At 71.0% G+C, this 15,311-nt stretch carries 13 protein-coding genes; all 13 read left to right on the forward strand.

What is annotated here, in order from left to right; all coding sequences use genetic code 11:
* Positions 1-82 precede the first annotated feature (82 nt).
* The 13 genes from pyrR (at position 83) to ACX80J_RS13945 (ending at position 15,272) form a co-directional block, all read left to right on the forward strand.
* The gene (gene pyrR, locus ACX80J_RS13885) at positions 83-670 is read left to right on the forward strand and encodes a bifunctional pyr operon transcriptional regulator/uracil phosphoribosyltransferase PyrR (RefSeq protein ID WP_459343264.1); all 588 of its coding nucleotides are present in this window, start codon (positions 83-85) and stop codon (positions 668-670) included.
* Positions 667-1,695, forward strand: a complete 1,029-nt coding sequence (locus tag ACX80J_RS13890) for an aspartate carbamoyltransferase catalytic subunit (protein WP_459343263.1) — start codon at positions 667-669, stop codon at positions 1,693-1,695. The genes pyrR and ACX80J_RS13890 overlap by 4 nt, the downstream gene beginning before the upstream one ends.
* Positions 1,692-3,071, forward strand: a complete 1,380-nt coding sequence (locus ACX80J_RS13895; RefSeq protein WP_459343262.1) for a dihydroorotase — start codon at positions 1,692-1,694, stop codon at positions 3,069-3,071. Before ACX80J_RS13890 ends, ACX80J_RS13895 begins: the two co-directional genes overlap by 4 nt.
* A complete protein-coding gene (locus tag ACX80J_RS13900; protein WP_459343261.1) occupies positions 3,059-3,595 on the forward strand; it encodes a PH-like domain-containing protein in 537 nt (178 codons plus the stop codon). The genes ACX80J_RS13895 and ACX80J_RS13900 overlap by 13 nt, the downstream gene beginning before the upstream one ends.
* Positions 3,592-4,917 (forward strand): glutamine-hydrolyzing carbamoyl-phosphate synthase small subunit, encoded by a 1,326-nt coding sequence (gene carA, locus ACX80J_RS13905; protein WP_459348171.1) that lies wholly within the window; start codon positions 3,592-3,594, stop codon positions 4,915-4,917. Before ACX80J_RS13900 ends, carA begins: the two co-directional genes overlap by 4 nt.
* Positions 4,917-8,261, forward strand: a complete 3,345-nt coding sequence (gene carB / locus ACX80J_RS13910; protein ID WP_459348172.1) for a carbamoyl-phosphate synthase large subunit — start codon at positions 4,917-4,919, stop codon at positions 8,259-8,261. Before carA ends, carB begins: the two co-directional genes overlap by 1 nt.
* Positions 8,251-9,102: an orotidine-5'-phosphate decarboxylase gene (gene pyrF, locus ACX80J_RS13915; protein WP_459348173.1), complete on the forward strand. Its 852-nt coding sequence runs from the start codon at positions 8,251-8,253 to the stop codon at positions 9,100-9,102. The genes carB and pyrF overlap by 11 nt, the downstream gene beginning before the upstream one ends.
* A 113-nt stretch (positions 9,103-9,215) precedes the next feature.
* On the forward strand, positions 9,216-9,551 hold the full coding sequence (gene mihF, locus ACX80J_RS13920) for an integration host factor, actinobacterial type (protein WP_301227389.1): 336 nt from the start codon (positions 9,216-9,218) through the stop codon (positions 9,549-9,551).
* A gap of 10 nt (positions 9,552-9,561) precedes the next feature.
* On the forward strand, positions 9,562-10,131 hold the full coding sequence (gene gmk, locus ACX80J_RS13925) for a guanylate kinase (RefSeq protein ID WP_459343257.1): 570 nt from the start codon (positions 9,562-9,564) through the stop codon (positions 10,129-10,131).
* Between the two features lie 42 nt (positions 10,132-10,173).
* Positions 10,174-10,434: a DNA-directed RNA polymerase subunit omega gene (rpoZ, locus tag ACX80J_RS13930; protein ID WP_087025955.1), complete on the forward strand. Its 261-nt coding sequence runs from the start codon at positions 10,174-10,176 to the stop codon at positions 10,432-10,434.
* Positions 10,435-10,465: 31 nt separating this feature from the next.
* Positions 10,466-11,680, forward strand: coding sequence for a bifunctional phosphopantothenoylcysteine decarboxylase/phosphopantothenate--cysteine ligase CoaBC (gene coaBC, locus ACX80J_RS13935; RefSeq protein ID WP_459343256.1), 1,215 nt, complete (start codon positions 10,466-10,468; stop codon positions 11,678-11,680).
* Between the two features lie 166 nt (positions 11,681-11,846).
* Positions 11,847-13,058, forward strand: a complete 1,212-nt coding sequence (gene metK / locus ACX80J_RS13940) for a methionine adenosyltransferase (protein ID WP_459343255.1) — start codon at positions 11,847-11,849, stop codon at positions 13,056-13,058.
* Between the two features lie 48 nt (positions 13,059-13,106).
* Positions 13,107-15,272, forward strand: coding sequence for a primosomal protein N' (locus tag ACX80J_RS13945; RefSeq protein WP_459348174.1), 2,166 nt, complete (start codon positions 13,107-13,109; stop codon positions 15,270-15,272).
* The last annotated feature ends 39 nt before the right edge of the window (positions 15,273-15,311 follow it).

Here is a 15,311-nt window from a genome sequence, read left to right on the forward strand (position 1 = left end):
GGCACGCGGCGCTGTGATAGTTTTGACGGTGCAACCAGCCTTTAAATTCCGTCCAGTGAGGCGGGGAAGGAGGAAGCGTGTTATGACTGTGCCTGCCCCGGAATCCGGCATCCACAAGCGCGTTGTTCTCGCAGAAGCAGATATAGACCGGGCGCTCACGCGTATCGCCCACGAGATCCTCGAGGCGAACAAGGGTTCCCGCGATCTCGTCCTCCTCGGCATCCCGCGCAGGGGTTTCCCCTTGGCCCGTCGGCTCGCCCAGAAGATCGCCGCCGTCGACGAGAGCGTCGACCCCGATCTCATCACCGGCCAGCTCGACGTCACCATGTACCGGGACGACCTGCGCCGCAACCCCACCCGTTCGCCGCTCGCCACGCAGCTGCCGCCGTCGGGTATCGACGACAAGGTCGTGGTGCTCGTCGACGACGTCCTGTACTCGGGACGCACCATCCGCGCAGCCCTCGACGCCCTCGCGGACCTCGGCCGGCCGCGCATCGTGCGCCTCGCCGTCCTCGTGGACCGGGGCCACCGCGAACTCCCGATCCGCGCCGACCACGTCGGCAAGAACCTCCCGACGTCGTCGAGGGAACGAGTCCGGGTCCACCTGGCGGAGATCGACCTGATCGGCGGTTCCGCGGTGAACGAGGTCGTCATCGAGGACCGCCCGTGAAGCACCTGCTCAGCACCCAGGACCTCTCGGCGAGGAACGCCCTGCGCCTGCTCGACGTCGCCGAGGAGATGGCGGCCGTGGGGGAGCGGGAGATCAAGAAGCTCCCCGCCCTGCGAGGACGCACCGTGGTGAACCTCTTCTTCGAGGACTCCACGCGCACGCGCATCTCCTTCGAGGCCGCCGCGAAGCGCCTGTCCGCCGATGTGATCAACTTCGCGGCGAAAGGCTCGTCGGTGTCCAAGGGCGAGTCCCTGAAGGACACGGCGCAGACCCTCGAGGCCATGAGCGCCGACGCCGTCGTGATCCGCCACCCGGCGTCCGGGGCGCCGGCCCGGCTCGCCGCGTCGGGCTGGATCGACGCCGCTGTCGTCAACGCCGGCGACGGCACCCACGAGCACCCCACCCAGGCGCTGCTCGACGCCTTCACGCTCCGGCGGCACTGGGCGAAGCTTGCCGGCGGCCCCTCCGCGGGCAGCACCCTCGCCGGCATGAAGGTCCTGATCGTCGGCGACGTCCTCCACTCGCGGGTAGCCCGCTCCAACGTCTGGCTCCTGACCACGCTCGGCGCGGAGGTCCTCCTCGCGGGTCCGCCCACGCTGCTCCCGGTGGGTGTGGGGTCCTGGCCGTGCACGGTGTACTACAACCTCGACGACGCCCTCGCGCAGCGGCCCGACGCGGTGATGATGCTGCGCCTCCAGGCCGAACGCATGAACGCGGCGTTCTTCCCCTCGACGCGCGAGTACTCGCGGCGCTGGGGATTCGACGACGGGCGCCTCGCGCTGCTCGACACGATGGGCCTCGACGACACCGTGATCATGCACCCCGGCCCCATGAACCGCGGGCTCGAGATCTCCTCGGCCGCGGCCGACTCACCCCGCTCCACCGTCCTCGCCCAGGTCCGCAACGGCGTCTCCGTCCGGATGGCGGCGCTCTACCTGCTGCTCTCGGGTGACCAGCACGACGAGCCGGACGACGACCTGCAGGACCTCCAGGCTGCCACGACACCGGAAGGCCGTACCCCGTGACGACGAACACCAGCGACTCCGCCCGCCACCCCTCCGAATACCTCATCCGGGGCGCCGCGATTTTGGGCGGCGTCCGGCAGGACCTCCTCGTCCGCGGCGGCATCATCGCCGCCGTCGGGCAGGCCGCGGCGGAGGACGCCTCCCCGGGGGCCGTTCCGGTCGAGGCCGACGGCCTCGTCGCGCTGCCCGGCATGGTGGACCTCCACACCCACCTCCGCGAGCCGGGCCGGGAGGACGCCGAGACCGTGGAGACCGGTTCCCGGGCCGCGGCGCTGGGCGGCTTCACCGCGGTCCACGCCATGGCCAACAGCTCGCCCGTGGCCGACACGGCAGGCGTCGTCGAGCAGGTCTACCGCCTGGGCCTCGCGTCCGGCTGGGTCGAGGTGCGACCCGTGGGCGCCGTGACCGTGGGCCTGGGCGGTGAACGCCTCGCCGAGCTCGGTGCCATGGCGGAGTCCCGGGCATCCGTCCGCGTGTTCTCCGATGATGGCATCTGCGTCTCCGACCCCGTCCTGATGCGCCGGGCCCTGGAATACGTCAAGGCCTTCGACGGCGTCATCGCCCAGCACGCCCAGGAGCCCCGGCTGACGGAGGGCGCCCAGATGAACGAGGGCGAGGTCTCGGCCGTCCTCGGACTCACAGGCTGGCCCGCCGTCGCCGAGGAGAGCATCATCGCCCGCGACGTCCTGCTGGCACAGCACGTCGGGTCCCGGCTGCACGTCTGCCACGTGTCCACCGCCGGGTCGGTCGAGATCATCCGCTGGGCCAAGGCCCGCGGGATCGACGTGACGGCCGAGGTCACGCCGCACCACCTCCTCCTGACCGACGAACTGGTCCGCAGCTACGACCCCGTGTACAAGGTCAACCCGCCGCTGCGCACGTCGGACGACGTGCACGCCCTGCGTGCGGCCCTCGCCGACGGCACGATCGACGTCGTCGGGACCGACCACGCGCCCCACCCGAGCGAGCACAAGGAATGCGAGTGGGCGCAGGCGGCGATGGGCATGACGGGGCTGGAGACCGCGCTGTCCGTGGTGCAGCACACCATGGTGGAGACCGGCCTGCTCGACTGGGAGGGCTTCGCCCGCGTCACCTCCGCGACGCCGGCGCGCATCGGCCGCCTCGGGCACCAGGGCCGGCCGCTCGCGGCCGGCGAGCCCGCCAACCTGATCCTCGTCGACCCCGCCGCGCGCTGGACGGTGGATCCGTCCACCATGGCCACCAAGGGGCGCAACAGCCCGTTCCGGGGGCTCGAGCTGCCCGGCAGCGTGCGGGCGACCTTCTACGGCGGACACCCGACGGTCCTCGACGGACGCCTCGCCACCCCCCGCCGCGCGGCACCGACCGCGGAGGAGGCTCCGGCATGGAATACCTAGGCTGGATCGCGCTGACCCTCGGCATCATCGTGGTCATCGTCGCGCTCATGGCGCTCGGGTGGCGCAACCGGCTGCGCCGCCAGGCCGACGTCCCCGCACCACCCGACGCGCCCGCCGACCCGGGACGCGTCCTCTACGAGGCTGAGGGCCAGTACGTGGCGACGACCACCGCAGCAGACTGGCTCGACCGCATCGCGGTGCACGGGCTCGGCCTCCGCGGCAACGCCATCACCGCCGTCCACCCCGACGGCGTCGTGATCACCCGCACGGGTGCACGGACCGTCTTCATCCCGCGCGCGGACCTCGTCTCGGTCCAGCTCGCCAGCGGCATGACCGGCAAGTTCGTCGAGAAGGAGGGTCTCGTGGTCATCACCTGGCGTCTGGGCCCCGGCCGCGTCGACACCGGTTTCCGCACACGCCACCCCGCATCCAAGGCCCAGCTCGTCGCCGCCGTCGCGGCGCTCGTGCCGGCCGAACCCACCCCCCGAACCCCACCGAAACCCGAAGGCAGGGAACAGCTGTGAGCAACGTCCAATCCAAGGCACCCGCGGTGCTCGTCCTCGAGGACGGCCGGACCTTCCGCGGCCGGGCCTACGGAGCCGAGGGCACCGCCCTCGGAGAAGCCGTCTTCGCCACCGGCATGACCGGCTACCAGGAGACCATCACCGATCCCTCCTACGCCCGCCAGCTCGTCGTCCAGACCGCGCCCCACATCGGCAACACCGGGGTCAACGCCGACGACGCCGAGTCGCGGCGCATCTGGGTCGCCGGCTACATCATCCGCGACGCCGCCCGCCGCCCGTCGAACTGGCGGTCCGAGCAGAGCCTCGACGACCAGCTGCGCGAGCAGGGCGTCGTCGGCATCGAGGGCGTCGACACCCGCGCCGTCACCCGCCATCTCCGCGAACGCGGCGCCATGCGCGCCGGCATCTTCTCCGGCACCGACGCGACCCTGCCCGAGGGGCAGCTGCTCGAGCAGGTCCTCGCCCAGCCGTCCATGGCAGGCGCCCGCCTCGCCGAGGAGGTCAGCATCGACGAGGCGTACGTCGTCGAGCCCGCCGACCACGGCTGGACCGACGAGCCCGTCGCCACCATCGCGGCGCTGGACCTCGGTATCAAGGCCATGACGCCCAAGCACTTCGCCCAGCGCGGCGTGCGCACCGTGGTCCTGCCCGCCGGGGCGACCTTCGAGGACGTCGTGGCCGTGCAGCCGGACGGCGTGTTCATGTCCAACGGCCCGGGCGACCCGGCGACCGCCGACGCCCAGGTGGAACTCCTGCGCCGCGTGCTCGACGAACGGATGCCGTTCTTCGGCATCTGCTTCGGGAACCAGATCCTGGGCCGCGCCCTCGGCTTCGGCACCTACAAGCTCCGCTACGGCCACCGCGGCATCAACCAGCCGGTCCTCGACCGGCGCACCGACAAGGTCGAGATCACCTCGCACAACCACGGGTTCGCCGTCGATGCTCCCCTCGGCGGGCCGGTCGAAGCACCCGCCGGCCGCTACGGGCGCGTCGAGGTGAGCCACGTCAACCTCAACGACGACGTCGTCGAGGGGCTCGCCTGCCTGGACATCCCGGCGTTCTCGGTCCAGTACCACCCCGAAGCGGCCGCCGGTCCCCACGACTCCGCGTACCTCTTCGACCGTTTCGTCGACCTCATGCAGGCCGAGAAGCACGGGGCAGGCGACGCCCGCGCGGCCTCCCTCCTCGACGCGTCCTCCGAGTCGGACGCACTGGCTCGTGCGGCCTCGGCGGAACTGGGGACCCACGGATCCAAGGTGTCGGGCACGCAGCCCCGGCACAGCACGACATCATTGAGCAGCACAACGCAGGAAGAGAACTGATGCCCCGCAGAACCGACCTCAAGAGCGTCCTGGTCATCGGCTCCGGGCCGATCGTCATCGGGCAGGCCGCCGAATTCGACTACTCGGGCACCCAGGCGCTGCGCGTCCTGCGCGAGGAGGGCCTGCGGGTCATCCTCGTGAACTCGAACCCCGCGACGATCATGACGGACCCCGAGTTCGCGGATGCGACCTACGTGGAGCCGATCACGCCCGACGTCGTCGCGAAGATCATCGAGAAGGAACGCCCCGACGCGCTGCTCCCGACCCTCGGCGGCCAGACGGCGCTGAACACGGCGATCGCCCTCGACAAGAACGGCGTGCTGGACAAGTTCGGCGTCGAGCTGATCGGTGCGAACATCGCCGCCATCGAGCTCGGCGAGGACCGCGAGAAGTTCAAGGGCGTCGTCGAGCGCTGCGGCGCCGAGTCCGCCCGGTCCGCCATCATCCACTCGCTCGACGAGGCCCTCGTGGCCGCCGAGGACCTGGGCTACCCGATGGTCGTACGCCCCTCCTTCACCATGGGTGGCCTCGGCTCGGGCCTCGCGTACACCGAGCAGGACCTGCGCCGCATCGTCGGCCAGGGCCTGCAGTACAGCCCCACGAGCGAGGTCCTCCTCGAGGAGAGCATCCTCGGGTGGAAGGAGTACGAGCTCGAGATGATGCGCGACAAGAACGACAACGTCGTGGTCGTCTGCTCCATCGAGAACTTCGACCCCGTGGGCGTCCACACGGGCGACTCCATCACCGTGGCTCCGGCCCTGACCCTCACCGACCGCGAGTACCAGCGCCTGCGCGACATCTCCATCGCGGTCATCCGTGAGGTCGGCGTCGACACGGGCGGCTGCAACATCCAGTTCGCCGTCGAGCCGGACACCGGCCGCGTCGTCGTCATCGAGATGAACCCGCGCGTGTCGCGGTCCTCGGCGCTGGCGTCGAAGGCCACGGGCTTCGCGATCGCCAAGATCGCCACGAAGCTCTCCCTCGGCTACACGCTCGACGAGATCCCGAACGACATCACGCTGAAGACCCCCGCCTCGTTCGAGCCGACCCTCGACTACGTGGTGGTCAAGGTCCCGCGGTTCGCCTTCGAGAAGTTCCCCGCGGCCGACCCCACGCTGACCACCACCATGAAGTCCGTCGGCGAGGCCATGGCCATGGGCCGCAACTTCACCGAGGCGCTCCAGAAGGCACTGCGCTCGCTCGAGCAGAAGGGCTCCCAGCTGTCCTTCGCGCCGGTCGCGGCGGAGGAGGTCGACGCCCTCGTCGAGGCGGCGAAGCGCCCCACCACCGAGCGTCTCTCGCAGGTGCAGCGCGCGCTGCTCGGCGGGGCGAGCGTCGAGCGTCTGTACGAGGCCACCGGGATCGACCCGTGGTTCCTCGACCAGCTGGTCCTGCTCAACGAGGTGGCCGAGGAGGTGCGCTCGGCGCCGAACCTCACCGAGGAGGTGCTGCGGCACGCCAAGCGCCACGGCTTCTCGGACGAGCAGATCGGGTTGCTGACCTCCACGCCCGACGCCGTCGTGCGCGGTGTTCGCCACGCCCTCGGCATCCGCCCGGTCTTCAAGACGGTGGACACGTGCGCCGCGGAATTCGCCGCCTACACGCCGTACCACTACTCGTCCTACGACGAGGAGGACGAGGTGGAGCCGCACGAGAAGCCGTCGATCATCATCCTGGGCTCCGGTCCGAACAGGATCGGCCAGGGCATCGAGTTCGACTACTCGTGCGTCCACGCCACCATGGCGCTGCGCGAGGCCGGCCACGAGACGGTCATGATCAACTGCAACCCCGAGACGGTCTCCACCGACTACGACATCTCCACGCGCCTGTACTTCGAACCGCTGACCCTCGAGGACGTCCTGGAGGTCATCGCAGCCGAGGAGCGCACCGGCGGGGTCCTCGGCGTGTTCGTGCAGCTCGGCGGCCAGACACCGCTGAAGCTGGCCCAGCAACTGGCGGACGCCGGCATCCCGATCCTCGGTACCTCCCCGGAGGCGATCGATCTCGCCGAGCACCGCGGCGCCTTCAGCCGCGTGCTCGACGCCGGAGGGCTCATCGCCCCGAAGAACGGCACCGCGGTGTCCTTCGAGGACGCCAAGAAGATCGCCGACGAGATCGGGTACCCCGTCCTCGTCCGGCCGTCCTACGTGCTCGGCGGCCGCGGGATGGAGATCGTCTACGACGAGGCGAACCTCTCGCGCTACATCACGAACGCCACGGAGATCACCGAGGCCCACCCCGTCCTGATCGACCGCTTCCTCGAGGACGCCATCGAGATCGACGTCGACGCCCTGTACGACGGGACGGAGATGTACCTCGGCGGCATCATGGAGCACATCGAGGAGGCCGGCATCCACTCAGGCGACTCCGCGTGCGTGCTGCCGCCCATCACCCTGGGTGCCGACGTCCTGCAGCGTGTCCGCGAGGCGACCCTCGCCATCGCGGAGGGAGTGGGCGTGCGGGGCCTCATCAACATCCAGTTCGCCCTCGCCTCGGACGTGCTCTACGTCCTCGAAGCCAACCCGCGGGCCTCGCGCACCGTGCCCTTCGTCTCGAAGGCCACCGGCGTGCAGCTCGCCAAGGGGGCGGCGCTCATCGGCACCGGCGTCACCATCGCGGAGCTCCGGGGTGAGCACGGACTGCTCCCGGCGCGGGGCGACGGCGGCTCCCTGCCGCTGGACGCACCGGTGTCCGTGAAGGAAGCCGTCCTGCCGTTCAGCCGCTTCCGCACCCCGGAGGGCACGGTCGTCGACTCGCTGCTGGGCCCCGAGATGCGCTCCACGGGTGAGGTCATGGGGATCGACAAGTACTTCGACACGGCCTTCGCGAAGAGCCAGGCCGCCGCGAACGCCGCTCTGCCGATCGAGGGCAAGGTCTTCGTGTCCGTTGCGAACCGGGACAAGCGCTCCATCATCATGCCCGTCAAGCGGCTCGTCGACCTCGGCTTCGAGATCGTCTCCACCGGTGGCACGGCAGACGTGCTCCGGCGCAGCGGCATCCAGGCGACCACGGTCCGCAAGGTCGCCGAGGGCGTGGGAGCCTCCGGCGAGGGTACCGTCGTCGACCTCATCACCGAGGGCGGGATCGACATGATCATCAACACGCCCTCGGGCGGGCAGGCCCGCGGCGACGGCTACGAGATCCGCGCCGCGGCCACCTCCTACGGGTTGCCGGTCATCACGACCATCCCCGAGGTGGGAGCGGCCGTGCAGGCGATCGAGGCCATGCGCTCCTACGAGTGGTCGGTGACGAGCCTCCAGGAGCACGCTGCCAACCTGCGCGCGTCGACCGAAGCCCGCGATGCCGGCCTGCGCGCGTCGACCGAAGCCGGCCATGCCTCCTGAGGCCGGCGCCGCCGCGTCCCGTGCCCCGTTCGGGGAGCGGCTCGCGGCGGCGCGTGCGGCGAAGGGCAGCCTGTGCGTCGGGATCGACCCGCATCCCGCGCTGCTGGCAGGCTGGGGACTGGACGACTCACCCGCGGGCCTCGAGCGGTTCTCGCTCGCGGTGCTCGACGCCGTCGGGCCTGTCGCGGCAGCCGTGAAGCCCCAGGTGGCGCTGTACGAGCGGCACGGCGCGCGGGGGCTGGCGGTCCTGGAGGCCCTGCTGGCGCACGCCGCGGAGTCCGGTGTCCTGACGATCGCGGACGCCAAGCGCGGCGACATCGGCTCGACGATGCAGGCGTATGCGGAGGCATGGCTGGGGGAGGGGCGGCCCCTGGCTGCCGACGCCGTGACCCTCAACCCGTACCTCGGGTTCGAGTCCCTCCGGCCCGCCATCGATCTCGCCACCGCGACCGGCCGGGGCGTCTTCGTCCTCGCACTCACCTCGAATCCTGAGGGCCGGTCGGTGCAGCACGTCGGAGGGGACGCGTCCGTGGCGCGGTCCATCGCGCATGCTGCCGCCGCCGAGAACGCCGGGTCGGCACCCGGGCACGTGGGACTCGTCGTCGGGGCGACCATCGGCGACGCCGCCCAACGGCTCGGCCTGGACCTCGCCTCGCTCAACGGCCCCATCCTCGCACCCGGCGTGGGAGCGCAGGGTGCGGGGCCGGAGGAACTCCGTGGCGCGTTCGGGGACGCCCTGCCGTTCGTCCTGCCGACGTCGAGCCGTGCCATCCTCGCGGCAGGACCCGCTCCCGGGAACCTGCGGGCGGCGGCGGAGCGGACGCGCGACGAGCTGGTGTAGGTCGCACTGATCCCACGCCGGTCGCATTGATTTCGGAGGCGTGCGCCGGGTAGGTTCGGTTCGGGACCCGACCCATCCACCCCATCGGGTGCCGTCAAGCGCAGGGAGCACCAGTGAGTCTGAAGCCATTGACGGATGTCGAACGAACACGGGCGCGGGAGAAGGCGACGGCAGCGCGCGCGGTTCGGGCGGACATCAAGTCCCGGCTGAAGACCGGTAAGCTTTCGGTGGCGGAAGTGATCGAGAATCCCGACGGCGACGACGCCGTGGGCCGCCTCAAGGTCCTGGATCTCCTCAAGGCCCTGCCCGGCGTGGGGGACGTACGGGCGGCCGCCATCATGGCAGAGGTCGGTATCGCCGCGACGCGCCGCGTCCGCGGACTCGGCATCCATCAGCGCAGGTTACTCGTCGAGTACCTCGGACACCATTCTGGCTCGGCCAGTAAGTAAGGAAGCGTCAGTGATCCAGCCCCGGTTGACTGTTCTCGCCGGTCCGACCGCGGTCGGCAAGGGAACTGTCTCGACCTACATCCGGGACAACTACCCGGAGGTGTGGCTCTCCGTCTCCGCGACCACCCGCCCTCCCCGCCCGGGTGAGGTCCATGGCGTGCACTACTTCTTCGTCTCCTCGGAGGAGTTCGACCAGCTCATCGAGGACGGGGAGCTGCTGGAGTGGGCCGTGGTCCATGGCCGCAACCGCTACGGCACGCTGCGCAGCACCGTGCAGGCCGCGATGGACGAGGGCCGCACCGTGCTGCTCGAGATCGATCTGCAGGGCGCGCGCCAGGTCAAGGAGAGCATGCCGGAGGCGAATTTCGTCTTCCTCGCGCCGCCGAGCTGGGACGAGATGGTGCGCCGGCTCGTGGGCCGCGGCACCGAAACACCGGAGGAACAGCAGCAGCGGCTGGAAACAGCTAAACTGGAACTTGCCGCCGAGCCGGAATTCAACCACACCGTCGTCAACGACACCGTGGAGCATGCGGCAGACGAGCTCGTATCACTGATGGGACTGCGTCCGCTGCAGCGCTGAGAAGCCCTGCACCGGCCGTTCCGCCTAATATTTGGAGAATTTGTGTCAACTCAGCCCGAAGGCATCATCAACCCGCCGATCGACTCTCTGCTGGAGGCCTCGGACTCGAAGTACGCCCTCGTGATCTACGGTGCCAAGCGCGCCCGCCAGATCAACGCGTACTACTCCCAGCTGCACGAGGGGCTCTTCGAGTACGTCGGCCCCCTGGTCGACACGAAGCTGAACGAGAAGCCGCTCTCCATCGCGCTGCGCGAGATCAACGAGGGCATGCTCGTGTCCACGCCGATGGAACAGTCCGAGTAGTCCCCCCGGTCGGGCAGGACACGGACAACCGGTGCGCATAGTACTCGGTGTCGGAGGAGGGATCGCAGCCTACAAGGCAGCATCCCTCCTCCGTCTTTTCACGGAGGCGGGGCATGACGTCACCGTCATCCCCACGGACGCGGCAACCCGCTTCGTCGGCACCGCCACCTGGGAGGCGCTCTCGGGCAACCCGGTGAGCAACAGCGTCTGGGACGACGTCGACAAGGTGAACCACGTGCGGCTCGGGCACGAGGCCGACCTCATCGTCGTCGCCCCCGCCACCGCCGACGTCCTGGCCCGCGCTGCCGCCGGGCTCGCCAACGACCTGCTGACCGGTACCCTCCTCATGGCGCACGGTCCCGTCTTCCTGGCGCCTGCCATGCACACCGAGATGTGGCAGCACGCCGCCACGAGGGCGAATGTCGAGACCCTCCGCTCCCGGGGCGTCACGGTCATGGAGCCCGCGTCCGGGCGCCTCACCGGCGCGGACTCCGGTCCTGGCCGGCTGCCGGAACCGGCCGACATCTTCGAAGCGGCGATGGTTGCCGTCGCGCGGTCCTCGGGATCCGGAGCCCTGCAGGGCAAGCGCGTCACCATCTCCGCAGGAGGCACGCGCGAGGCCCTCGACCCGGTGCGCTTCCTCGGCAACCGGTCGTCCGGCAAGCAGGGCATGGCCCTCGCCGAGGCGGCCCTCGCCCGGGGAGCCCAGGTGACCCTGGTCCTCGCGCATGCGGATGTGGCACCGCCCCGCGGCTGCGACGTCGTCCGGGTCGAGTCAGCCCTCCAGCTGCGCGAGGCCGTCCTCGCGGCGCTCCCGGCCACCGACATCCTCGTGATGGCCGCTGCGGTCGCCGACTTCCGTCCCGCCGAGGTCGTCACCACCAAGATCAAGAAGAACGACGACGGGACCGATCCGGTGATTACGCTCGTCCGCAATCCCGACGTCCTCCGTGAGGCCGTGCTGGCCCGGCAGGATCACGGGAGGCCGCCCGTCATCGCGGGATTCGCCGCCGAGACCGGGGATGCCACGGCCGACCCGCTCACGCATGCCCGAGCCAAGCTCGCGCGGAAGGGCTGTGACTTCCTCGTGCTGAACGTCGTCGGTTCCGACCGGGTCTTCGGCGCGGACTCGAACGAGATCACCATCCTCGACGCCGACGGCATTGAGTCGGCTGCGGTGCGCGGATCGAAGCGGGTCGTCGCGGACGCAGTGCTCGACCACGCCGCGCAGCTCCTGGCCCGCTGAGGCAGGTCCGCCGGGCGTACCGACCGGCCCGCTGCCAGTGGCCGGCCGGCGTCCACCCGGCGTCCCCGCCGGGCGTATCGACCGGCCTCCGTCCGGCAGCCGCGGAGACCGTCGGGCCGCGTAGTATCCGGGGCTGACTGTCCCTCCGACCAAGTAGAGTGGGCACGTGAATTCACCCAGCACTAGTTCCCCCCTGCGCCTTTTCACCTCGGAGTCGGTCACCGAGGGCCATCCGGACAAGATCTGCGACCAGATCAGCGACGCGATCCTCGACGGCCTCCTGGAGCAGGACCCCGACTCCCGCGTGGCGGTCGAGACGCTCGTCACCACCGGACTGGTGCATGTCGCGGGTGAGGTGACCACGGAGGCGTACGTCGAGATCCCGGACATCGTCCGCAAGACGATCCTCGGCATCGGCTACGACTCCTCGGCGAACGGTTTCGACGGCGCGCGGTGCGGCGTGTCGGTGTCCATCGGCCAGCAGTCCGCGGAGATCGCCTCGGGCGTCTTCACCTCCCTGGAGACCCGCGAGGGCACCGGCGTCGATCCCTTCGACGCCCAGGGCGCCGGCGACCAGGGGATCATGTTCGGCTACGCGAGCGACGAGACCGCGGTGATGATGCCGGCGCCCATCTGGCTGTCCCACCGCCTCTCCGAGCGGCTCACCGCTGTCCGCAAGGACGGCACCCTTCCGTACCTCCGGCCCGACGGCAAGACCCAGGTCACCATCGGGTACGACGGCGACCGGCCGGTTTCGATCGACTCCGTCGTCATCTCGTCGCAGCACTCCTCCGACGTGTCCCTCGAGCAGCTCAGGGCCGACCTGGCCGACCACGTCATCGCGCCGGTCCTCGCGGACTCCGAGCTCGACACGTCCTCCGTCCGGCACATCCTCAACCCGGGCGGTGCGTTCGTGATCGGCGGCCCCGTGGGGGATGCCGGACTGACGGGCCGCAAGATCATCGTGGACACGTACGGAGGCATGGCCCGGCACGGCGGTGGGGCCTTCAGCGGTAAGGACCCCTCGAAGGTGGACCGTTCGGCGGCCTATGCCATGCGCTGGGTCGCGAAGAACGTCGTCGCGGCCGGTCTTGCGCGCCGCGCCGAGATCCAGATCGCCTACGCCATCGGCATGGCCCAGCCGGTCGGCATCTATGTCGAGACCTTCGGGACCGAGACGGTCGACCCGCTCGCCATCGGAACCGCCATCCGCGAGGTCTTCGACCTCCGCCCCCTCGGCATCATCACGGCTCTCGACCTGAAGAAGCCCATCTACCAGCGCACCGCCGCCCACGGCCACTTCGGCCGTGAGGAGGAGGGCTTCACCTGGGAGCGCACCGACCGCGTGGACAAGCTCCGGAGCTACTTCAACGCCTGAGCGGGAAGGGGACAGCGCGCGGCGCAGGCTGCCGGACGCTTCAGCATCATGACGGAGACGGAGCGGGACACGATCGGGACGGACGGCCAGCTGTCGCTGCTGCACGGCTTCGGGCCCGCGAAGCTGCCCCAGACCGATCCCGAACGTGCCTCGACGCGTCCCGTGGCCCGGGTGGTCCTCGACGCGCAGCTGCCCCATCTCGACCGGTTTTTCGATTACGCGGTACCCGCCGCCATGGACGCCGAGGCGCAGCCCGGGGTGAGGGTGAAGGTCCGGTTCGCCGGACGCGAGCACACGGGGTTCCTCGCCGAACGGGTGGACGAGGCCAGCACCACGGCCACGCTCCTGCCCCTGGGCAAGGTCGTGTCCCCCCAGCGGGTCCTGACGCCCGAGGTCCTGGCCCTCGCGGAAGCCGTCGCGGCGCGGTCGGTCGGAACGGTGAGCGACGTCCTGCGGCTGGCTGTCCCGCCGCGCATGGCCCGTGTGGAGGACGAGTTCCCTCCTGGAACTGCTCCGGCAGGTGATCCGGCAGGTGATCCGGGCGCAGCCGGGTCGGCACAACCGGCCCCCGGGATCTTCCGGCGCTACTCCAACGGGCCGGCCTACCTGCAGCACCTGCGAGCGGGGGAATCACCGCGCGCGGTCCTCACGAGCCTCGGCGGCTTCGGCAGCACGGCGTGGACGGAGGAGATCGCTGAGGCCGTCGCCGAGACGGCAGCCTCGGGCCGCGGCTCCATCGTCGTCGTCCCCGACCAGCGCGACCTCGCACGCATCGAGAGCGCGCTCGTGGCCCGTCTCGGGTCGTCCGCCGTGGCCCGCCTCACGGGGGAGGACGGGGCGACGCCCCGGTACCGCAGCTTCCTGCGGATCCTGCACGGGTCGGCAACGGTCGCCGTGGGGACCCGTTCGGCCGCCTACGCGCCCGTCCGGAACCTGGGACTGGTGTGCCTGTGGGACGACGGCGACGACCAGCATCTCGAGCAGCGCGCACCGTACCAGCACGTCCGCGACGTGCTGCTCGTGCGGGCCGAGCAGGAGGGTGCAGCCGTCCTGCTCCCCTCCTTCTCCCGCAGCACGGAGGCGCAGCGGCTCGTCGACACCGGCTGGGCGCACGCCGTCCAGGCCGATCGTGCCGAGGTGCGCCGGGCGACACCGCGGGTCGTCCACGCTGCCGACGCGTACCAGATGGAACGCGACCCGCTGGCCGCGCAGGCCCGGATACCCCACGCGGCCTGGGCGGCGGCGCAGGCCGGGCTGAAGCACGGGCCCGTCCTGCTGCAGGTGGCCCGCACCGGATTCTCCCCGTCCCTCGCCTGTGACCGGTGCCGTCACGCTGCGCGGTGCTCCTCCTGCGCCGGGCCACTGGCGCAGCCGAGCCGGAACGCTCCGCCGGCCTGCCGGTGGTGCGGGCGGCCCGAGACCTCCTGGTCCTGTCCCGAATGCGGCGGGACCCGTGTCCGCGCAACCGTCGCGGGTGCCACCCGGACCGCCGAGGAACTGGGGCGGGCCTTCCCCGGCGTGCCGGTCGTGTCCTCCGCGGGCGAGCACATCGTCGACACCGTCCGGGACGTGCCCGCCGTCGTCGTCGCGACACCCGGCGCCGAGCCCGTGGCACCCGGCGGCTACGCCGCGGTCATCCTGCTCGACGGGAACGCCCTGCTCAGCCGCGAGTCCCTGCGCGCCGGGGAAGATGCCCTGCGGCGCTGGTTCTCGGCGGCCATCCTGGCCCGCCCCTCCGCGGCAGGCGGCACCGTGGTCATCACGGGCGACGACGACGTCGCGGTGGGCCACCTCGTGCGCTGGGATCCCGCCGGCGCGGCGGCGAGGGAACTTCTCGAGCGGCAGGACCTCGGCCTGCCTCCCGCCGTCCGGTATGCCGTGCTGACGGGGACCCGCGAGGCCCTGACGTACTTCCTCGAAGGAGTCGAGACCGGGGGCGCCCGCGTCGTCGGGCCCGCACCCGTCCCGCCGGACATCCGCCGGGAGGCGGTACGGGCGGCCCGTGCAGCGGCGGACCCGAAGGACGCCGGGCGGACGGGCGATGCGGCTCCGGACGCACTCGCCGGGCAGGGAAGCCACCGCGTCCTCCTGTTCTTCCCCTATCGGGCAGCAGCGGCCATGACACGGCAGCTGCGGGCCCGCCGCGCCACCCTGTCCGCGAAACGGACGGGAGATCCGGTCCACATCCGGCTCGATGCGCTCGACGTGCTCTAACCGACAGCTCGACGCGCTCACGCCGGCCGCCCGCACTGG

Source organism: Arthrobacter rhamnosi (assembly GCF_054510975.1).